Here is a 19,985-nt window from a genome sequence, read left to right on the forward strand (position 1 = left end):
ACGGCCGGAGGCCAGGGCTCGCCGTGTGTCAGCTCGACTGCTGACGTACAGCCGCCTGCAACTCACGGACACCGGTGGTACGCGGATGCCGTTCCGCCAGTTCGTGGACGATGCCGCGGATCGCGGGCCGGTCCCGGACCTCCGCCGGACTGGCGCGGTACGCGGAGAGCAGGGCCTGGGCGGTCTGCTCAGGGCGCTGCCACGCCCACCACGCCCGCGCCATGTCGGTGCCCAGGCGGGCCTTGCGCTCGGCGGTCGGGAATTGCGCGGGGCGCAGGTTCTTCCCCGCCTCCAGGGCCGCGCCCGCGTCTCCGAGCGCCCAGTGCACTCCGACCGCGTACAGGTCGACGGCGGCCGGGTTGATGGGGAACAGGCGTCCCGGCGGGGCGGTTTGAGGCAGCCGGCTGGCGGCGCGGCGGGCTTCCTCGGTCATCGCGAGGGCCTCGGCGCGGTGGCCGCCCCGGGCGGCGGTGTAGGCCAGGGTGCAGAGCATCTGCGCGTACGCCGACGCCGACGCGTCGGTCCTCAGCCCGGTCGCCCGCACCCCGGAAGCCGCCGCCGACATGAGGCGCTGGGCCTCCTCACCGCGGTCCTGGTGGCGTAGCACGATCGCCAACTCCCGGACCGCGGCGGCTGATGCGAGCGGGGAGCCGGAGACCTCGGCCCAGGTACGGGCGCGGTCCGCGGTGAGCCGGGCCTGCTCGTAGGAACCGAGCTTGCTCAGTACGGCGGCGGCGAGGCTGTACACGGAGGAGAGCCGGGCCTGATCGAGTTCCCGGCGCGAGGCGGCGGCGGCGTGCCCGTCGGCGATGAGGCCGGGCAGGGCGGCGAGCAGAGGCGCGTGCGTGCCCTTGTCGTACAGGTCGCGGGCGGCGGCCAGCCGGGCGTCCAGCGGTCCGGCGCCGGTCGGTGCGGGGGTGTCGGCCAGGGCCTCGTCCACCCCCAGCAGCAGGGCGGCCGGTCCGGCGGCTGCCGTTGCGGTGAGCAGCGTACGGCGGCGCATCGGGTCCTCCTCGGCGTGCGGACTGGCCGTCACTCTAGTGGCCGTCGATACCGTCGGGGTGGGTGGCGCGAGAGAACTCACCAGGACGTGTCGCGGAACGCCGACTTCGAGCGCGGCGCGGTGCACCAAGGTCAGATCGACGACCCTGGTGCTTCGTTCCAGCCGGGAGACCGTGGCCGGTGAGCAGCCGAGTCGGTCGCCGAGGGCGGCGAGGGTCCAGGCGCGGTGTTCGCGGCCGAGGCGAATGAGCGCGCCGGGGCGTCGTTGCGCGGCCAACTCGCGTGCTTTCGTGCTGTTCCAGAGCGGGTCAACGGGCACGGGCCCCTCCCACACCGCACGGCCGGGGCCTCTCACGCTACGGGTGCGGAGCGGGGCCGTCGAGGTCGCTTGCATACCGTGCAAAGCCCTTGCGCGGAAAGCGAGTTGATCGCACCTGGGCCGTTCGGCGCGGTGTGCTGGGCTCAGCGCCCCGAAACGCGGGGCACCGTCCGACGGAGGCATCATGACAACGGCTCTTGTGCACCCGATGACCGTCCCGTCCCGCTCCGCGCGGGAGGTCGTGCCGACCGATCTGTGGGACAAGCAGGTCGGGCTCCTCGTACGGGACTACCCGTACGACTCGGCCATGGCCGGCCGGGTTCTCGGACAGGGCTACGCCTACCTGCTCACCGCGATGAGGCACCGGGGCGAGTCCCTGGGGCTCGCCCCGAGCACACTCGTCGACATCGGCGTCCACACGATCATCCTCGACACCGTGGCGTACGCCGACCTGTGCGACCGCTTCAACGGCGGACACTTCCTGCACCACGTGCCCAAGGTCGAGATGAAGAACGACGGCTCGGTGATGAGGACGGCGACTGTGATCGCCGCCGACGGCTGGGACGTAGACCTGTCGTTGTGGACGGACGCCGCCGAGTGCGGCCCCTGCCACCCGGGCAACGACTCGCACTGACCAAGGAGCGCGCGAGGGGGTGACAATCCCCGGAACCGGCACAGCACCGGCCCCTGCTCGTCAAGATTGTCCGGGTGACGACCACCCCCTCAGACCTCTGGCACCACTACGGCCGCACCCGCGCCGAGCACGACCGCAGTGTCCCCGACACCTTCCACTGGAACTGGAGCCAGGACAGCGGCCCCGGCCCGGAGGTGCTGGGGGGCCTGTCCGGATTGTTGGTCGGGGACCTCGGCGCCGGGGCCGCACGGCACGCCGCGCACCTCGCCGTCCATCACCGGCCCGCACAGGTCGTCGCCGTCGATGCTTCACCGGCGCAGTACGAGATGGCGCTCGGCCTGTTCGGACACCTCGCGCCGCGCCTGCGGATCGTGCCGTCCGACGCCGTGTCGCATCTGCGGGCGACGGTCGGCGGGTATGACGTGCTGTACAGCGTCTTCGGCGCGCTCGACTTCACCGAGCCTCGTGAGCTGTTGCCTGCGGCTGCCGCCGCTCTCAGGCCGGGCGGACGCTTGGTGTTCTCCACCCTGGCGCATTACCTGAGCGGCGCTCCCCCACGGCCGGACGTCGTAGCCGCCGCCGTCCCGGCGAAGACGCCAGAGGGGGAAACGTGCACGATGCGTCGGTGGGTGCTCCAGGAGAAGGTCTGGATGAAGGTCCTGGACGAGGCCGGGTTCACCGAGGCAGTCGTTGACGTACTGCCGTCGACCGCCGAAGGCCCAGGCACCGCGGACACGCTGCTGGTCACCGCAGTGCGTTAGCCCTGGTCGCATCCACTGCATGTATCGATGTGCGGCTCCGCCGGGTGTCCGCGACCAGCCGCCCTGACCAACACCGCCAGCTCCGACACCTTAAGGGGCGCGGGGCTGTGACATTTTCGGCTCCGCCGCGTGGGCGCGACCAGCCACAGCTCACCCGCACCCGGCACCCGACCTAAGCCCCCTCTTCCTCCTCCGTAGCCTCAACCTTTACCGGAGGCACCGGCCGCAGCTTCAGCCACCCCAGGAAAAAGATCCCCAGCAGCAACATCGCGATCCCGGTCCACAGATTGATGTTGACGCCCTCGGCCTTGTCCAGCGTCGCCTGGGACGGACTGATCCCGGCGATCGTGACGATGACGCCGTAGACGACGAACAACCCCCCGATGATCAGCCGCAGATCGAACAGGCGGGACGCGGTCGTCGACTTGCCCTCCAGCTCGCTGACCTCGCGCTGGACGTCATGCTCGGAGCGTCCTGAGTTCTCAGACATGGTCTCTCAATCCTCCCGCGACTAGAACGAGAACGGGATGTAGCAGAGGGCGGCCAGGATCACCGCGCCCCAGCCGAGGAGTGCGGGCCGGCGGTACCACGCGTCGTCGCCCGCGGCCGGCGCCTCGGTCATACCGGGTGACGTCGTGCCGTAGACGAGGCCCTGGAGCTGTTCCGCCGACTTCGGCTGGGTGAACAGGGAGACGACGAACATGACCACCGCGCCGGCTACGAACCCGGCGATCGCGGAGACGAAGTTCGCGCCCTGGTCGGAGGGGATGGAGATGATCCCCTGCTTGTAGATCCAGAAGTAGTTCACCATCGCCGTCACCGTGCCCGCGAGCAGGCCCCAGAAGCCGGACTTCGGCGTGGCCTTCTTCCAGAACATGCCGACGATGAAGACGACGAACATCGGCACGTTGAAGAAGGAGAACAGGGTCTGGAGGTAGCTCATGATGTTCGAGAACGACGAGGCCAGGAACGCCGTGCCCACCGACGCCGCCACACCGATCACCGTGATCAGGCGGCCGAAGCGGACGTAGTACTCGTCCTCGCGGTCCTTCACCACGTACTTCGCCCAGATGTCGTTCGTGAACACCGTGTTGAAGGACGACACGTTGGCCGCCATACCCGCCATGAACGCCGCCAGCAGACCCGTCACCGCGATGCCGAGCACGCCGTTGGGCAGCAACTCCTGCATCAGGTACGGAATCGCGTCGTTGTACTGGAGGTCGGAGCCGCTGGTACCGATCTTCGGCACGAGCGCCGCCGCGACCAGCCCCGGGATCATCACCAGGAACACGATGAAGACCTTCGGGTACGCGGCGATGAGCGGGGTGCGCTGAGCGGCCGAGAGGTTCTTCGCGGACAGGGCGCGCTGGACCTCCGCGAAGTTGGTCGTCCAGTAGCCGAAGGACAGCACGAAACCCAGGCCGAGGACGATCGTGAGCCAGTTCGCGCCCAGCGGGTTCACGCTGCCGATCCCCGTGCCACCCCACGCGGTGGTGAAGTTGTGGCCGTGGGCCGCGTCCAGCTTGTGGGTCAGGCCGTCCCAGCCGCCGACCTTCTTCAGGCCGAGGTAGGAGATCGGGATGAGGGCCGCCAGGATCACGAAGAACTGGAGGACCTCGTTGTAGATCGCCGACGACAGCCCGCCGAGGGTGATGTACGCGAGCACGAACGCGCCGGCGACCACGATCGCCACCCACTGCGGCCAGCCCAGCAGCGCCTCGACGACGATCGCGAGGGCGTACAGGTTCACGCCCGCGATCAGGATCGCGGCGAAGGCGAACAGGATCGAACTCAGCAGGTGTGCGGCCTTGTCGAAGCGCAGCAGCAGGAACTCGGGGACCGAGCGGACCTTCGAGCCGTAGTAGAAGGGCATCATCACCAGGCCGAGGAAGACCATGGCGGGGATGGCGCCGATCCAGTACCAGTGGACGGTGTACGCGCCGTACTGGGCGCTGTTGGCGGCCATGCCGAGGATCTCGGTGGCGGCCAGGTTCGCCGAGATGAAGGCGAGACCGGTGATCCACGCGGGCAGGGAACGCCCGGAGAGGAAGAAGTCGAGGCTCGTCTTCACCGATCTGCGGGCGGCCAGGCCGATGCCGAGGACGACCACGAAGTAGATCGCCAGGATCGTGTAGTCGAGCCCGTTGGTGGGGAGCCGGAGCCCGGCGGCGAGAGAGGTGGGGGGCCGCAGGGTCTGCATGGTCTGCATCAAGCGCTCACCTTGGTTGATGTCTGTTCGATGTCTTTGGTTGGTGTTCTTTGTTTGATTTTGATGGTGACGACTGGGGGGATTGGTGGTTTGATGTGTTTAGTTCTGTGTGAAGCCCGGATGCGGCGTGGATGTACGTACGGATGGAGAGCCCGGCGTGAAGAAGACCTCGACCCGGTTGGCCGACGGTCGTGAGCTCATCTACTACGACCTGCGGGACGACACCGTGCGCGACGCGGTGGACCGACGCCCGCTGGAGCGCACGGTCACCACTTCGGAGGTACGGCGGGACGTGCTGCTCGGCGACTCGGTGGCGATCGCCTCCCACCGCCAGGGCCGCACCTACCACCCGCCGGCCGACCAGTGCCCGCTCTGCCCGACCACGGGCGACCGGCTCAGCGAGATCCCGGACTCGTCGTACGACGTGGCCGTGTTCGAGAACCGTTTCCCCTCGCTGGCCGGCGACTCCGGGCGCTGTGAGGTGGTCTGCTTCACCTCCGACCACGACGCGTCCTTCGCCTCGCTGACCGAGGAGCAGGCGGCCCTCGTCCTCGACGCGTGGACCGACCGGACGTCGGAGCTGTCGCATCTTCCCTCCGTCGAGCAGGTCTTCTGTTTCGAGAACCGGGGTGAGGAGATCGGCGTGACGCTCGGTCATCCCCACGGCCAGATCTACGCCTACCCCTTCACCACCCCGCGCACCGCGCTGATGTTGCGCTCACTCGCAACTCATAAGGAGGCGACGGGCGGTGAGAACCTCTTCGACTCCGTCCTGGAGCGCGAACTCGCCGGTGAGCGGGTCGTCCTTGAGGGTGAACACTGGGCGGCCTTCGTGCCGTACGCGGCGCACTGGCCCTACGAGGTCCACCTGTATCCCAAGCGCCGGGTGCCCGATCTGCTCGGTCTCGACGAGGCGGCCCGCACAGAGTTCCCCAAGGTCTATCTGGAACTCTTGAGGCGCTTCGACCGGATCTTCGGTGAGGGCGAGCCTCCGACGCCGTACATCTCCGCCTGGCACCAGGCGCCGTTCGGCACGCTGGAGGAGTTCGACGGTGTGAGCAGGGACGACTTCGCGCTCCACCTCGAGCTTTTCACCATTCGCCGTACGTCCGGCAAGCTGAAGTTCCTCGCGGGTTCCGAGTCCGGCATGAGCGTGTTCATCAACGACGTGCCGCCGGAGTTCGCGGCACAGCGACTGCGAGAGGTAGCGAGTTGATGAGCGGTAAGTACCTGGTCACGGGCGGCGCGGGTTACGTCGGCAGCGTGGTCGCCCAGCACCTGCTGGAGGCGGGCCACGAGGTCACCGTCCTGGACAACCTCTCGACGGGTTTCCGCGAGGGCGTCCCCGCGGGTGCCACGTTCGTGGAGGGTGACATCCGCGACGCCGCCAAGTGGCTCGACTCCTCCTACGAAGCGGTCCTCCACTTCGCCGCGTTCTCCCAGGTCGGCGAGTCCGTCGTCAAGCCGGAGAAGTACTGGGAGAACAACGTCGGCGGCTCGATGGCCCTCCTCGCCGCCATGCGCGAGGCCGGCGTCCGCAAGCTCGTCTTCTCCTCCACGGCGGCCACGTACGGCGAGCCGGACGAGGTCCCGATCGTCGAGACCGCCCGCACCTCCCCGACGAACCCCTACGGCGCCTCGAAGCTGTCGGTCGACTTCATGATCACGAGCGAGGCGCAGGCGCACGGCCTGGGCGCCGTCTCCCTCCGCTACTTCAACGTGGCTGGTGCGTACGGGAGTTGCGGCGAGCGGCACGAGCCCGAGTCGCACCTCATCCCGCTCGTGCTCCAGGTCGCCCAGGGCAAGCGCGAGGCGATCTCGGTCTACGGCGACGACTACCCGACGCCGGACGGCACGTGCGTCCGTGACTACATCCACGTGGCGGACCTGGCGGACGCGCACCTGCTGGCGCTGAAGGCGGCCACGCCCGGCGAGCACCTGATCTGCAACCTCGGCAATGGCGAAGGCTTCTCAGTCCGCCAGGTCATCGAGACCGTCCGCCAGGTCACCGGGCACCCGATCCCCGAGGTCGTCGCCCCGCGCCGCGGCGGCGACCCGGCGACCCTGGTGGCCTCGGCGACCCGGGCCAAGGAGCGCCTCGGCTGGAACCCGTCCCGCGCGGATCTCGCGGGCATCGTCGCGGACGCGTGGGCGTTCGCGCAGAACGTATCGAACTGATCGAAGGGCTAGGGGATCGCACGTGGGTGTACGTGAGGGCTTCGAGGAGCTGTACGGGACCGCTCCCGAGGGCGTCTGGGCCGCGCCGGGCCGGGTCAACCTGATCGGCGAGTACACCGACTTCAACGAGGGCTTCGTGATGCCGCTCGCCCTGCCGCACACGGCGGTGGCGGCGGTGTCCCGCCGCACGGACGGCGTCCTGCGCCTCCACTCGGCGGACATCGAGGGCCCGGTCGTAGAACTGCACGTCGAGGAACTCGCCCCGCGCACGAACACGAGCTGGGCGGCGTACCCGGCGGGCGTGGTCTGGGTGTTGCGCGAGGCGGGCCATCAAGTCACCGGCGCGGACATCCACTTGTCGTCCACGGTCCCGACGGGCGCGGGCCTGTCGTCGTCGGCGGCGCTGGAGGTGGTGACGGCCCTGGCCCTGAACGACCTGTTCGAACTGGGCCTGTCCGCACCGGAGTTGGCCCGCTTCTCCCAGCGCGCGGAGAACGACTTCGTCGGCGTCCCCTGCGGCATCATGGACCAGACGGCCTCGGCCTGCTGCGAGGAGGGCCACGCGCTCCACCTCGACTGCCGGGACCTGTCGATCCGTCAGATCCCGTTCGACCTCGCGTCCGAGGGCCTCTCGCTCCTGGTCGTCGACAGCCGTGTGAAGCACGCGCTGGGCGACGGCGCGTACGCGGAACGCCGGGAGGGCTGCGAGGAGGGCGCACGTCAACTGGGCGTGCCGTTCCTCCGGGACGTGGCGTACGAGGATCTGTCGGCGTCCCTGGCCCGCCTGTCGGACGAGCGGATCCAGCGCTACGTCCGCCACGTGGTCTCGGACGACCACAGGGTCGACCAGGTCATCAACCTGCTCGACGCGGGAGACGTACGCGCCATCGGCCCGATCCTCACCGAGGGCCACGTCTCCCTCCGCGACGATCTCCGCATCTCCTGCCCGGAGTTGGACCTCGTGGTCGACACGGCGGTCGGCGCGGGGGCGCTGGGTGCGCGGATGACGGGGGGCGGCTTCGGCGGCTCGGCGGTCGTGCTGGTGGAGGCCTCGGACACGGACACGGTGACGAAGGCGGTCGAGGAGGCGTTCGCGGCGGCGGGTTACACCGCTCCGCGTGTGTTCCCGGCGGTGCCTTCGGCGGGGGCGCGGCGCCTGAGCTGACGGGTCATGGCGAGGACGCCCCGGGCTGCCGGGGCGTCCCGCTCACCCAGGCACGTCGTCGCAGACGGGATCCTCGGCGGCGACGCTCCCGGCCAGTCGGTGCAGCGCGCTGTGGACCAGTGCGCGGAGCCGCGCCGCGGTCAGCGCGGACGCGTTGTCGTAGGTGAGGATCCGCACCACGTCGACGTGCAGTTGGTCGATCTCGCCGAGCGCGGGGAGACCGGCGAGCAGTTCATGATCGGGCCGCTTCGTCACCGTGTGCGCGATGGCGGCCAGCCGGAGCCGCCCGATCGCGGCCGGTGTGTACGGCTGCCCCTGGGTCAGGGCATCCAGCACGAGGGAATGGATGCTCAGGGTGAGCAGGGTCCGCACCACCGCGTCGGCCGAATCCGGGTGCGCCCACCAGTCCTCGTAGCGTCGCTGCCGGACGTGACGGTAGCCGGGGAGCTGATCGGCGGCCGTCAGGATGCGGCGGCTCCACGCGGAGCAGTCCTGCCAGGTGTCCACGAGCCCAGCCTCCTCCGTCAGGGCGTGGCGCGCAGCCCCCGTACCCCCGGAGCCAGCAGCGCCCCGAGCGTGGCGAGGACGATCAGGGACGCGCAGCCCGCGAGGGTGTGGCCCAGGCCCACCGTCGTCGCCAGGGGGCCGGCGATGAGCAGCCCCAGCGGGGCGAAGGCCAGGGAGCCGAAGCCGTCGTAGGAGCTGACCCTGGAGAGGGACTCCTCGGGGATCTCGCGGTGGATCGTCGTGGACCACAGGACACCGAAGACGTCATTGGAGATCCCGGCGGTGAACATCGCGGCGGCGATCAGCCAGACCGGGGCGCGGACGGCGAGGAGGGCGATCGGGACGGCCGCCGGGAAGGTGGCGAGGACGGCCACCAGGATCGGGCGGCGGACCCGGACCCGGGCGGCCAGGCCCGCCCCGGCGATCGTGCCCAGGGCCTGCGCGGCGACGATGACCGACCAGGCGCGGGCTCCGCCGAGGTAGCGGTCGGCGGTCAGCGGGCCGAGGACTCCCACGTTCGCGTTGAGCGCCGCGATCACGATCGACCACTGGGCCACCACGGCCCACAGCCACTGACGGGACGCGAACTCCCGCCAGCCCTCCCGGAGATCGGCCCAGCCGGAGGACTTCCTGGGCGGGCGTACGGCGACCGGGAGGCGGGCCGTGAGGGCCGCGCTGACGACGAAGGACGCGGCGTTCAACGCCAGTGCCCAGCCCGCGCCCACCAGGGCCACCGTCACGCCCGACAGCGCCAGGCCCAGCAGCCGGGCGCTGTTGGTGCCCACCCGCAGCGTGCCGTTGGCCTGTTGGAGGCGTTCGGCGGGGACGATCAGCGGCACGATGCCGTCCATCGCCGGCATGAACAGGGCCGAGGCCGTACCGGCCGCCACCGCCAGCACGCACATCGCGGGCAGCGGTGCGTGCCCGGTCAGCACCAGCGTGGCCAGCCCCGTGTACGCCACCGCGCCCATCAGTTCCGCGAGCGCCATCAGGCGGGCGCGTGACATGCGGTCCGCGATGACCCCGCCCGCCAGGATGAACATCAGCTGCGGCAACGCCTGGCAGGCCAGCACGAGCGACAGCCGGCCCGGACCGGCCCCGGGCAGGGCGAGCACCGCGAAGGCGAGGGCCACGGCGGCGAAGCCGTTGCCCAGCACGGACACGGTTCGCGCGGTCGCGAGCAGCACGAACGCCGGCTCACGCCACAGTGACGATTTTCCGGGACTCTCGGCGGTGGTGGCTGAAGTGGATGTCACGGCCAGGGACTTTAAGGGACGCGCGTCGACGCGGGGCCGCAACCGGCCACTTCACCTAGAGATACCCCCACGCCCGGCACATCGGCCGCAGCACCTCCGGGATCTCCTCCAACTCCGGTGCCGGGCGGTCCGGTTGGACCTGGCCGGAGCGGATCTTCTCGTTCCAGTCGCCGAAGCCGCCACCGAGGACCGCGCCCTCCAGGCTGCTGCCGTAGTCCGTCATGCCGGGTTCGTAGGGGAGGTCCAAGTAGGCGCAGAGGGACCGGAGTTCGGCGGTCGGGTCGGTGGTGAGGTCTTCGTAGCGGAGGGTGTGGCCGCCGAGTTCCGCCTGGGCCTCCTGCATGGACTCCATGTATTTCAGGACGCGTTCGGCCGCTTCCTCGCGGGTGCGGTCCGGGACGGCCTCGTGCCAGGAGCGGGCCACCGCGCCCGGGTGTCTGCGCAGGAAGACGAAGCGGGCGTCGGGCCAGGTCTGGGCGATGCGCTGCCACTGGAAGGCGTTGCCGGGGGTCTTCTCCACGATGAACTGCTTGCCGGACTTGACCAGTTCACGGTGCAGGGCCCGGTCCCAGAGCAGGCCCTCCAGCTGCTCGTGGCCCAGGCCCAGGGTGCGCAGGGAACGTTCCGTGGGGGTGCCCGGCTTGAAGTAGACCTCGATACCGGTGAGATGGAGTTCGTGCGCGGCGTGCAGCCGGGAGTGCGCCCCCAGCATCATGCGCAGCAGCGTCGATCCGGAACGCACCGAGGTCAGGATGAACACCGGTCGCTCCAGCAACCGGTCGACCGCCGGATCCACCGCCGGTGCCTGCGGCGCCACGGGGTCGGGGCGCGCGGGACGGGAACCGCGCGGTGCGGGGATGGTACCCAGGGAGCCCGCCGTCGTCGCCGCGGGCGGTGTGGGCGCCCGGCGGATCTGGTAGCCGGTCGCCTGGGCGAGCTTGGAGTTCAGCTTCCGCAGCATGCTCATGGCGGCACGGTAAGAGGAGAGTATGAGACTGGGCTGAGCGTCTCGTTCGCCCCGGATGTGTTCGCCCCGGATGTGTTCACCCGGGGTTCGCTCGGCCCAGCCTCTTCGTCAGGGTGTACTCGGTGAGCCCCGGCGGATAGTCCGGGATCACGCACACCACCTCGTACCCCTGCTTCTTGTAGAACTCCGGCGCCTGGAAGTCCCACGTCTCCAGCCGGGCCGCCCCGCAGCCGCGCTCGTCGCGGGCGACGCGCTCCGCCTCGGCGAGGAGGCGGGAGCCGAGGCCCGTGCCCCGGTGGCGGCCGTCCACCCACAGGTACGTCACGTGCAGCCAGTCCGCCCAGCTGTGCCCGACCAGCCCGCCCGCGAGATCACCGGCGGCGTCCAACGCCCACACCTGGAGCGGAACTTCACGTTCGCGAGGGGTCCCGCGCAGGGCGCGCAGCACCGGGGAGGCGGCCGTGTTGGTTTCGAGCAGCCGGGCGCGGAGCAGATCGCGTCGCTCCTTGTCGACTTCCGTCTCAATACGAAACATGCGGCTCACCATAAACGCGCCGGACAATCAGTTCTGCAAATTAGGTTCCGCTGCTGCGCCCCGGCCGTACGCTGTGAGCAGCACCGGTGGGGGCCGGTGCTGATCAGGGGGCGAGACAAGTCGGGTACGACGCCCGATGTGGGGGTAGCAGTGTCTGCACGGCGGCGGCCGGGCGGCGCGGGCCGCTCCCGGGCGTCGTACCCGCAATCATCGCTTCGTCTCCCGACGATGAGGTATCCCCTGCTCCACCAGGAGCCTGGGGAAGGGGGTTTCGTGGTTCGCATCCGAGTCCTGGTCGTCGACGACCATCGCATCTTCGCCGAATCGCTCGCCGCAGCACTGGCGGCCGAGCCCGATGTCGACGTGTCCGCGGCCGGCAGTGGTCCCGCCGCGCTGCGCTGCATGGAGCGCGCGAACGCCGAGGGCCGCAGATTCGACGTCCTGCTGGTGGACGCCGACCTGGGCGGCAATGTGCCCGGTGTACGGCCCGCCGTCCCTGTTCAGGCGGGCAACGAGGACGGGCTGGTGGACGGGATCTCCCTGGTCGCCGGAGTCCGTTCGGCCCAGCCGAGCGTACGGATGGTCGTGCTGGCGGAGAAGGACGATCCGCGCCGGGCCGCGCTGGCCCTGCAGGCCGGGGCCTCCGGCTGGGTCGCCAAGGACTGCTCGCTGTCCAGGCTTTTAACCGTCATCCGAGGGGTGCTTCGCGATGAGACGCACCTGCCGCCCGCCCTGCTGACCGGCGTCCTGCGGGAGTTGACGGCCGCGCGCAAGCACCGCACCGAGAGCGAGCGCCTGGTGGAGTCGCTGACTCCGCGGGAGCGGGAAGTACTGCGCTGCATGGTGGCCGGTCTGGGGAGGAAGGCGGTCGCCGAGCGGCTGTTCCTCTCCCCGCACACAGTCCGGACGCATATGCAAAACGTGCTCGGCAAGTTGGGCGTCCACTCCACCCTCGCGGCGGTCGCACTCGCCCGGCGCGCGGGGGTCGGTCCCGTCGACCTAGCCGGGGATGTTGTCGAACGGGGCGGTCAACTGGCGTAGCAGGCCCGCCAGTTCGCCCCGCTGGGCGCGGGAGAGTTCCGCGAGGATCGCGCGCTCCTGCGCCAGCAGCCCGGCCAGGGCCTGGTCCGCGCGGTCCTGGCCCTCCTCGGTGAGCCGGACCAGCACGCCCCGGCGGTCGCTGGGGTCGGGGAGCCGCTCGACCAGGCCCTTCTGCGCCAGCCGGTCGATACGGTTCGTCATCGTGCCGGACGTGACCAGCGTCTGCGTCAGCAGCTGGCCGGGGGAGAGCTGGTAGGGGCTGCCCGCGCGCCTGAGCGCCGTCAGCACGTCGAACTCCCAGGGCTCCAGGCTGTGCTCGGCGAACGCCAGCCGCCGGGCCCGGTCCAGATGCCGGGCCAGCCTGCTCACCCGGCTGAGCACCTCAAGTGGCTCCACGTCGAGGTCGGGGCGCTCCCGGCGCCACGCTGCGACAAGCCGATCGACCTCGTCCTCCATGACGATCAGTGTAGTGGTTGTGTCGACATGAAGTCTCTTGATATCAAGCCTCTTGATTCGGAGTCTCTTGGCCCAAAGTCTCTTGACATCAAGATATGTCGGCGGGGAAGGTAGAAGCCATGACGACTTGGGACCCCGCTCAGTACCTGCGCCACGCCGGCCACCGCGCCCGCCCGTTCGCCGACCTCCTCGCCCGCGTCACCGACCTCCCCGGCGCCGCGCCCCGGATCGCCGACCTCGGCTGCGGCCCCGGCAACGTGACCACCGTCCTCGCCGACCGCTGGCCCACCGCGCACATCACCGGCTACGACAACTCACCCGAGATGCTCGCCAAGACCGAGGCCTACGCCGGCCCCACCCCCGGCGGCGGCCGGCTCGACTTCGCCCACGCGGACGCGACCGAGTGGACGCCGACCCAGACGTACGACCTGATCGTGTCGAACGCGGCGTTGCAGTGGGTGCCGGGTCACCTGGACCGGTTCGGCGACTGGGTGGCCGCGTTGGCCCCCGGCGGCACCTTCGCCTTCCAGGTCCCGGACAACATCGACGCGCCCCTGCACGCCCTGATGCGCGAACTGGCGGGCAGCGCCCGCTGGAAGGGGAGGCTGGGCGAGGTGCTGCGCCGCGAGGACTCGGTCCACGCCCCCGGCGTCTACCTCGACCACCTGGCCCGCCTCGGCTGCGCGCCGGACGTCTGGCAGACGACGTACCAGCACATCCTCCCCGGCGAGGACCCGGTCCTCGACTGGGTCAAGGGCACGGGCCTGCGCCCCGCCCTGACCGCCCTGGCGGACGACCCGGAGGCACGGGACGCGTTCGTCACCGAGTACCGCGACCTCCTCCGCGAGGCGTACCCGACGAAGGACTACGGCACGGTGCTCCCGTTCCGCCGCCTGTTCGCGGTGGCCCGCAAGGAGGTGTGAGGGGTGCTCGCGGCCGTGGATCATGTGCAGTTGGCCGCTCCGGCGGGGTCGGAGGACGCGCTTCGGGCGTACTACGTCGACGTCCTGGGGATGACCGAGATCCCGAAGCCGGCTGTGCTGGCCGCGCGGGGCGGGTGCTGGTTCGGGGCGGGGGAGGTCCAGCTGCACCTGGGTATCGAGGACGACTTCCGCCCCGCCAAGAAGGCCCACCCCGGGCTCCGCGTGACCGGCATCGAGGCGTACGCGGCCCGGCTGAAGTCCCTTGGGGCGCCCGTCACTTGGGACGACGACCTGCCTGGGCACCGGCGTTTCTACTCCGAGGATCCGGTGGGGAACCGGCTGGAGTTCCTGGAGCCCGACGTCTGATCGGTGTTTGTCCCTCGCCGTCGCGGCTACCCGGGTCGTGGCGCCGAGTACAGAGTTCCGAGTACCGATCCGACCGGGAGTTGATGAACCGTGGCGAAGGACGAGAAGGCCAAGGCCAAGAAGGAACAGGCCAAGGGGAAGGCCAAGGAGACCGTGGGCCGGGCCGTGGGGAACGAGACCATGAAGGCCAAGGGCCAGGCCGAGAAGTCCAAGGGAGACGCTCGGCAGGCCAAGGAGAAGGCCAAGGACGCCTTCAAGCGCTGAGGTGACGGTGGACGACAGTGGCGGGGCCCCTGCTGAGAAACAGGGGCCCCGCCACTGTCTCCGTACTCACGGGTTCAGCTCTTTCGGCGCCCTATCAAGTGCGGCTTCGACTCCAGCCCGTCCAGCCCGTGCCACGCGAGGTTCACCAGATGGGCGGCGACCTCCGCCTTCTTCGGGCGGCGGACGTCCAGCCACCACTGGCCGGTCAGGGCGACCATGCCGACGAGGGCCTGGGCGTAGAGGGGGGCGAGTTTCGCGTCGAAGCCCCGGCTCTTGAACTCGCGGCCCAGGATGTCCTCGACCTGCGTCGCGATGTCCGAGATCAGGGACGCGAAGGAGCCGGTGGACTGGGGGATGGGGGAGTCGCGGACCAGGATGCGGAAGCCGTCGGTGTACTCCTCGATGTAGTCGAGGAGGGCGAAGGCCGCCTGTTCGCAGAGTTCGCGGGGGTGGCCGGCCGTCAGGGAGCTGGTCACCATGTCCAGCAGGCGGCGCATCTCGCGGTCCACCACCACCGCGTACAGGCCCTCCTTGCCGCCGAAGTGCTCGTAGACCACCGGCTTGGAGACCCCGGCCTTCGCCGCGATCTCCTCCACCGACGTGGCCTCGAAGCCCTTCGTCGCGAAGAGCGTGCGACCGACCTCGAGCAACTGCGCCCGGCGTTCCGCTCCCGTCATCCGGGTGCGGCGCGCGCGTCGGGGCTTCTCGTTGCTCGGGGTGCTGCTGGGATCGGTCGCCACGGCGTCAATCATGCCGCCTCCGCCGACTCCTTCCGGGGCTGAGAGCCGTCCGTACCGGAGATACGGCGCGAATCGATACGTGAGCGTGACGGCCAGCGCACGTCATAGGCCCAGCCGAGCTGCTCGCACCAGCGGATGATCCGGGCCGAGGAATCCAGCTGCCCGCGCATCACACCGTGCCGCGCGGAGGTCGGGTCGGCGTGGTGCAGGTTGTGCCAGGACTCGCCGCAGGACAGGATCGCCAGCCACCACACGTTGCCCGAGCGGTCCCGGGACTTGAAGGGGCGCTTGCCGACCGCGTGGCAGATCGAGTTGATCGACCAGGTGACGTGGTGCAGCAGGGCCACCCGGACCAGCGAGCCCCAGAAGAAGCCCGTGAACGCGCCCCACCAGGACATCGTCACCAGCCCGCCGATCAGCGCAGGCAGCGCCAGCGACAGCATCGTCCAGTAGATGAAGTGGCGGGAGATCGTCCGGATCGCCTTGTCCTTGATCAGGTCAGGGGCGTACTTGTCCTGCGGGGTGCGCTCCTCGTCGAACATCCACGCGATGTGCGCCCACCACAGGCCCTTGATCAGCGCCGGCACGGTCTCGCCGTAGCGCCACGGCGAATGCGGGTCGCCCTCGGCGTCGGAGAACTTGTGGTGCCTGCGGTGGTCGGCGACCCAGCGGACCAGCGGCCCCTCGACGGCCATCGACCCGGCGATCGCGATGGCGATCCGCAGCGGGCGCTTCGCCTTGAAGGAGCCGTGGGTGAAGTACCGGTGGTAGCCGATCGTCACGCCGTGGCAGCCGAGGTAGTAGAAGAACACCAGCAGGCCGAGGTCCAGCCAGCTCACCCCGCCCCAGCTCCACGCCAGCGGCACCGCCGCGAGCAGGGCCAGGAACGGGACGGTGATGAAGAGGAGAAGAGTGATCTGTTCCAGCGACCCCTTCCTCTCGCCGCCCAGGGTGGCGGCGGGGAGCGGAGTGCCGTCGTCGTTCGCCCGCGGGGCGTCGTCGATCACATCGGAGCTCGTGGTCATGGGCGTCCCCTGTGGGGTTCGGAGGTGGAGGCGGAGCGTCGGACGGCGGGAGCCGGGCAGCAACAGTTCAGCATGGACTTCCCTACGGTTCCGTAACCTACGGCGACGTAAGTATGGCAGCGCGTCGACCGGTGGACGAAGCCCGTGAGACCGCGCGTCAGAGTGGACACCTATCCTGGGTGTCGGTCGGACAGCGCGGTCCGCTCTGTTTTCTTCCCGGATGTCCGTCCCGTATGCGGCAGCCGCCGCGGGACCGCCGTCCGGGTTCCCTCCAGACGAGCTTCAAACACTGCAAGGAGCCGCACCTGTGAGCAGTGCCGACGACCTGACCACGAGCACCACCTCGACCGGCAGTGCGCTGCGCGCCGACATCAGGCGCCTGGGCGACCTCCTGGGCGAGACCCTCGTCCGCCAGGAGGGCCCCGAGCTGCTCGAACTGGTCGAGAAGGTCCGCCGCCTCACCCGTGAGGACGGCGAGGCCGCCGCCGAGCTGCTGCGCGGCATAGAGCTGGAGACCGCCGCGAAGCTGGTCCGCGCCTTCTCCACCTACTTCCACCTCGCCAACGTCACCGAGCAGGTGCACCGCGGCCGCGAGCTGCGCGCCCGCCGTGCCGCCGAGGGCGGTCTCCTCGCCCGTACGGCCGACCGCCTCAAGGACGCCGACCCCGACCACCTGCGCGAGACGGTCAAGAACCTGAACGTCCGCCCGGTCTTCACCGCGCACCCCACCGAGGCCGCGCGCCGGTCGGTCCTCAACAAGCTCCGGCGCATCGCCACGCTCCTGGAGACCCCGGTCATCGAGTCCGACCGCCGTCGCTACGACACCCGTCTGGCCGAGAACATCGACCTGGTGTGGCAGACCGACGAGCTGCGTGTCGTACGCCCGGAGCCCGCGGACGAAGCCCGTAACGCCATCTACTACTTGGACGAGCTGCACGCGGGCGCCGTCGGTGACGTCCTCGAAGACCTCACCGCCGAGCTGGAGCGCGTCGGCGTCAAGCTCCCCGACGACACCCGCCCGCTCACCTTCGGCACCTGGATCGGCGGCGACCGGGACGGCAACCCGAACGTCACCCCGCAGGTCACCTGGGACGTCCTGATCCTCCAGCACGAGCACGGCATCAACGACGCCCTGGAGACGATCGACGAGCTGCGCGGCTTCCTCTCCAACTCCATCCGCTACACGGGCGCGACGGAGGAGCTGCTCGGCTCCCTCCAGTCCGACCTGGAGCGGCTGCCGGAGATCAGCCCCCGCTACAAGCGCCTCAACGCCGAGGAGCCGTACCGCCTCAAGGCCACCTGCATCCGGCAGAAGCTGGAGAACACCAAGAGCCGCCTGGCCAAGGGCACCCCGCACGAGGACGGCCGCGACTACCTCGGCACCGCCGAGCTGCTGCACGACCTCACCCTGATCCAGACCTCCCTGCGCGCCCATCGCGGCGGCCTCTTCGCCGACGGCCGCATGGACCGTACGATCCGCACGCTCGGCGCGTTCGGCCTCCAGCTCGCGACCATGGACGTACGCGAGCACGCGGACGCCCACCACCACGCGCTCGGCCAGCTCTTCGACCGGCTCGGCGAGGAGTCCTGGCGGTACTCGGACATGCCCCGCGAGTACCGCGCGAAGCTGCTCGCCAAGGAGCTGCGGTCGCGCAGGCCTTTGGCTCCCACCCCCGCGCCCGTCGACGCGGCCGGTGAGAAGACCCTCGGCGTCTTCGAGACCGTCAAGAAGGCGCTCGCCGTCTTCGGGCCCGAGGTCATCGAGTCGTACATCATCTCGATGTGCCAGGGCGCCGACGACGTCTTCGCCGCCGCCGTGCTGGCCCGCGAGGCCGGGCTGATCGACCTGCACGCCGGGTGGGCGAAGGTCGGCATCGTCCCGCTGCTGGAGACCACGGACGAGCTGAAGGCCGCCGACACGATCCTTGAGGACATGCTCTCGGACCCGTCCTACCGGCGGCTCGTGGCTCTGCGCGGGGACGTCCAGGAGGTCATGCTCGGGTACTCGGACTCGTCGAAGTTCGGTGGCATCACGACCTCGCAGTGGGAGATCCACCGGGCGCAGCGGCGCCTGCGTGACGTGGCCCATCGCTACGGCGTCCGGCTCCGGCTCTTCCACGGTCGCGGCGGAACCGTCGGCCGCGGTGGTGGTCCGTCCCACGACGCGATCCTCGCCCAGCCCTGGGGCACGCTGGAGGGTGAGATCAAGGTGACCGAGCAGGGCGAGGTCATCTCCGACAAGTACCTGGTGCCGTCGCTGGCGAGGGAGAACCTGGAGCTGACGGTGGCCGCCACCCTCCAGGCCTCCGCGCTGCACACCTCGCCCCGCCAGTCCGACGAGGCGCTGGCCCGCTGGGACGCGGCCATGGACGTGGTGAGCGATGCCGCCCACTCCGCCTACCGCAGGCTGGTCGAGGACCCGGACCTGCCGACGTACTTCCTCGCCTCCACGCCGGTGGACCAGCTCGCCGAACTGCACCTGGGCTCGCGGCCCTCCCGCCGCCCCGGTTCGGGTGTCTCGCTCGACGGACTGCGCGCGATCCCGTGGGTGTTCGGCTGGACCCAGTCGCGGCAGATCGTGCCGGGGTGGTTCGGTGTCGGCTCAGGGCTGAAGGCGCTGCGCGAGGCCGGTCTCGACACCGTGCTCGACGAGATGCACGGCCAGTGGCACTTCTTCCGCAACTTCATCTCCAACGTCGAGATGACGCTGGCCAAGACCGACCTGCGGATCGCCCAGCACTACGTCGACACCCTCGTCCCGGACGAGCTGAAGCACGTCTTCGACACGATCAGGGCCGAGCACGACCTGACCGTCGCCGAGGTGCTCCGCGTCACCGGCGAGGCCGAACTCCTCGACGCCACCCCGGTGTTGAAGCAGACCTTCACCATCCGGGACGCCTACCTCGACCCGATCTCCTACCTCCAGGTGACGCTGCTGAAGCGCCAGCGGGACGAGGCGGCGGCGGGCGCGGAGCCCGACCCGCTGCTCAGCCGCGCCCTGCTCCTCACCGTCAACGGTGTGGCGGCGGGCCTGCGCAACACCGGCTGACCGGATACGGACGAGGGGTGCCCCCGAGCTGTCGTAGAAGCTCGGGGGCACCCCTCGTCCGTCGTTCAGAGCGCCAGGAACGCCGCCGTCAGCAGCGCGATCCCCGACCCGGCCAGCACCCACGCGGCCCGGGTCAGCCGCAGCCCGCCCGCGACCACCACCGAGGCGAGCAACAGGGCGCCGCCGAGCGGGACCCAGGCGTAGAGGATGCCGGCGGGGCCGGAGCGCATGACCTCGTCGGTGCCGGGCTTCACGACCACGGCGTACGTCTGGCCCTTCTTCACCGCGACGGTGTGGTCGATGACGACCTCGGCGCGGGCCTTCGACCCCGTGGAGACCGGGGTGTACGGGCCGGTGCAGGTGTCGTCGCCGCACGTCGTGACCTGGATCGTGCCGGTCTCGCGGCCCTTGGTCAGCATCACGTTGTGCGCGGTCGGCCACGAGCCCCACACTCCGGCGATCAGGATCAGCACGGTGACCGTGCCCATCGCCGCGAGCCGTCCGAAGTTCAGGGCGGCGAAGGCGCCGGGGGATGCGGAGGCTGCGGGTGACATGGCGGGGATCATTGGCCATACCCGCACGCGCGGT

General features: G+C 70.2%; 21 protein-coding genes. 10 read left to right on the plus strand and 11 right to left on the minus strand.

What is annotated here, in order from left to right; genetic code table 11:
- Positions 1 to 28: 28 nt before the first annotated feature.
- Positions 29 to 1,321: a helix-turn-helix domain-containing protein gene (locus OO69_RS31655; protein ID WP_033284288.1), complete on the minus strand. Its 1,293-nt coding sequence runs from the start codon at positions 1,319 to 1,321 to the stop codon at positions 29 to 31.
- Between the two features lie 184 nt (positions 1,322 to 1,505).
- Here OO69_RS31655 and OO69_RS31660 point away from each other — a divergent pair, with 184 nt between their 5' ends.
- Entirely contained in the window at positions 1,506 to 1,955 is a 450-nt protein-coding gene (locus tag OO69_RS31660; protein WP_051801315.1) for a hypothetical protein, read from the plus strand.
- Positions 1,956 to 2,029: 74 nt separating this feature from the next.
- The gene (locus OO69_RS31665) at positions 2,030 to 2,716 is read left to right on the plus strand and encodes a methyltransferase domain-containing protein (RefSeq protein ID WP_051801317.1); all 687 of its coding nucleotides are present in this window, start codon (positions 2,030 to 2,032) and stop codon (positions 2,714 to 2,716) included.
- A 172-nt stretch (positions 2,717 to 2,888) separates the two neighbouring features.
- Here OO69_RS31665 and OO69_RS31670 read toward each other — a convergent pair whose 3' ends face one another.
- Together OO69_RS31670 and OO69_RS31675 are read right to left on the minus strand one after the other, a co-directional pair.
- On the minus strand, positions 2,889 to 3,206 hold the full coding sequence (locus OO69_RS31670; protein ID WP_033284291.1) for a hypothetical protein: 318 nt from the start codon (positions 3,204 to 3,206) through the stop codon (positions 2,889 to 2,891).
- A 21-nt stretch (positions 3,207 to 3,227) separates the two neighbouring features.
- The gene (locus OO69_RS31675) at positions 3,228 to 4,916 is read right to left on the minus strand and encodes a sodium:solute symporter family protein (protein ID WP_033284386.1); all 1,689 of its coding nucleotides are present in this window, start codon (positions 4,914 to 4,916) and stop codon (positions 3,228 to 3,230) included.
- 166 nt (positions 4,917 to 5,082) lie between these two features.
- On the opposite strand from OO69_RS31675, the gene galT reads away from it, so the two are divergent.
- Genes galT through galK form a run of 3 tightly spaced genes read left to right on the plus strand, consistent with a single transcriptional unit; the run spans position 5,083 to position 8,268 of the window.
- The gene (gene galT, locus OO69_RS31680) at positions 5,083 to 6,141 is read left to right on the plus strand and encodes a galactose-1-phosphate uridylyltransferase (protein ID WP_033284292.1); all 1,059 of its coding nucleotides are present in this window, start codon (positions 5,083 to 5,085) and stop codon (positions 6,139 to 6,141) included.
- Entirely contained in the window at positions 6,141 to 7,103 is a 963-nt protein-coding gene (gene galE, locus OO69_RS31685) for a UDP-glucose 4-epimerase GalE (protein WP_033284293.1), read from the plus strand. Before galT ends, galE begins: the two co-directional genes overlap by 1 nt.
- Before the next feature lie 22 nt (positions 7,104 to 7,125).
- Positions 7,126 to 8,268: a galactokinase gene (gene galK / locus OO69_RS31690; protein ID WP_033284294.1), complete on the plus strand. Its 1,143-nt coding sequence runs from the start codon at positions 7,126 to 7,128 to the stop codon at positions 8,266 to 8,268.
- 42 nt (positions 8,269 to 8,310) lie between these two features.
- On the opposite strand, the gene OO69_RS31695 is transcribed toward galK, so the two are convergent.
- The 4 genes from OO69_RS31695 to OO69_RS31710 form a co-directional block, all read right to left on the minus strand.
- Positions 8,311 to 8,775, minus strand: a complete 465-nt coding sequence (locus tag OO69_RS31695) for a hypothetical protein (protein ID WP_033284295.1) — start codon at positions 8,773 to 8,775, stop codon at positions 8,311 to 8,313.
- A gap of 17 nt (positions 8,776 to 8,792) precedes the next feature.
- Positions 8,793 to 10,031, minus strand: coding sequence for an MFS transporter (locus tag OO69_RS31700; RefSeq protein ID WP_234444582.1), 1,239 nt, complete (start codon positions 10,029 to 10,031; stop codon positions 8,793 to 8,795).
- 55 nt (positions 10,032 to 10,086) lie between these two features.
- The gene (locus OO69_RS31705) at positions 10,087 to 10,998 is read right to left on the minus strand and encodes a sulfotransferase family protein (RefSeq protein WP_033284296.1); all 912 of its coding nucleotides are present in this window, start codon (positions 10,996 to 10,998) and stop codon (positions 10,087 to 10,089) included.
- A gap of 76 nt (positions 10,999 to 11,074) precedes the next feature.
- Positions 11,075 to 11,545 carry a GNAT family N-acetyltransferase gene (locus tag OO69_RS31710; protein ID WP_033284297.1) on the minus strand — a complete coding sequence of 157 codons (471 nt, stop codon included), beginning with the start codon at positions 11,543 to 11,545 and terminating at the stop codon, positions 11,075 to 11,077.
- A gap of 261 nt (positions 11,546 to 11,806) precedes the next feature.
- Here OO69_RS31710 and OO69_RS31715 point away from each other — a divergent pair, with 261 nt between their 5' ends.
- The gene (locus tag OO69_RS31715; RefSeq protein ID WP_033284298.1) at positions 11,807 to 12,574 is read left to right on the plus strand and encodes a LuxR C-terminal-related transcriptional regulator; all 768 of its coding nucleotides are present in this window, start codon (positions 11,807 to 11,809) and stop codon (positions 12,572 to 12,574) included.
- On the opposite strand, the gene OO69_RS31720 is transcribed toward OO69_RS31715, so the two are convergent.
- On the minus strand, positions 12,533 to 13,030 hold the full coding sequence (locus OO69_RS31720; protein WP_019064646.1) for a MarR family winged helix-turn-helix transcriptional regulator: 498 nt from the start codon (positions 13,028 to 13,030) through the stop codon (positions 12,533 to 12,535). The two genes, OO69_RS31715 and OO69_RS31720, sit on opposite strands and share 42 nt — an antisense overlap.
- Before the next feature lie 119 nt (positions 13,031 to 13,149).
- Between OO69_RS31720 and OO69_RS31725 the strand changes: the two genes are divergently transcribed.
- From OO69_RS31725 to OO69_RS50545, 3 genes are all read left to right on the plus strand, one after another.
- Positions 13,150 to 13,953 (plus strand): trans-aconitate 2-methyltransferase, encoded by an 804-nt coding sequence (locus tag OO69_RS31725; RefSeq protein ID WP_033284299.1) that lies wholly within the window; start codon positions 13,150 to 13,152, stop codon positions 13,951 to 13,953.
- A 3-nt stretch (positions 13,954 to 13,956) separates the two neighbouring features.
- A complete protein-coding gene (locus OO69_RS31730; RefSeq protein ID WP_033284300.1) occupies positions 13,957 to 14,319 on the plus strand; it encodes a VOC family protein in 363 nt (120 codons plus the stop codon).
- Positions 14,320 to 14,409: 90 nt separating this feature from the next.
- Positions 14,410 to 14,583: a CsbD family protein gene (locus tag OO69_RS50545; protein WP_078652648.1), complete on the plus strand. Its 174-nt coding sequence runs from the start codon at positions 14,410 to 14,412 to the stop codon at positions 14,581 to 14,583.
- Positions 14,584 to 14,657: 74 nt separating this feature from the next.
- Here OO69_RS50545 and OO69_RS31735 read toward each other — a convergent pair whose 3' ends face one another.
- Together OO69_RS31735 and OO69_RS31740 are read right to left on the minus strand one after the other, a co-directional pair.
- A complete protein-coding gene (locus OO69_RS31735; protein WP_019064642.1) occupies positions 14,658 to 15,335 on the minus strand; it encodes a TetR/AcrR family transcriptional regulator in 678 nt (225 codons plus the stop codon).
- Positions 15,332 to 16,348 (minus strand): acyl-CoA desaturase, encoded by a 1,017-nt coding sequence (locus OO69_RS31740; RefSeq protein ID WP_033284301.1) that lies wholly within the window; start codon positions 16,346 to 16,348, stop codon positions 15,332 to 15,334. Before OO69_RS31740 ends, OO69_RS31735 begins: the two co-directional genes overlap by 4 nt.
- 307 nt (positions 16,349 to 16,655) lie before the next feature.
- Between OO69_RS31740 and ppc the strand changes: the two genes are divergently transcribed.
- The gene (gene ppc / locus OO69_RS31745; protein WP_033284302.1) at positions 16,656 to 19,397 is read left to right on the plus strand and encodes a phosphoenolpyruvate carboxylase; all 2,742 of its coding nucleotides are present in this window, start codon (positions 16,656 to 16,658) and stop codon (positions 19,395 to 19,397) included.
- 65 nt (positions 19,398 to 19,462) lie between these two features.
- Here the strand turns inward: ppc and OO69_RS31750 are convergent, their stop codons facing one another.
- Positions 19,463 to 19,963, minus strand: a complete 501-nt coding sequence (locus OO69_RS31750) for a hypothetical protein (RefSeq protein WP_078652649.1) — start codon at positions 19,961 to 19,963, stop codon at positions 19,463 to 19,465.
- Positions 19,964 to 19,985 lie beyond the last annotated feature (22 nt).

The organism is Streptomyces sp. NRRL F-525, assembly GCF_000716605.1.
GTDB lineage: Bacteria > Actinomycetota > Actinomycetes > Streptomycetales > Streptomycetaceae > Streptomyces.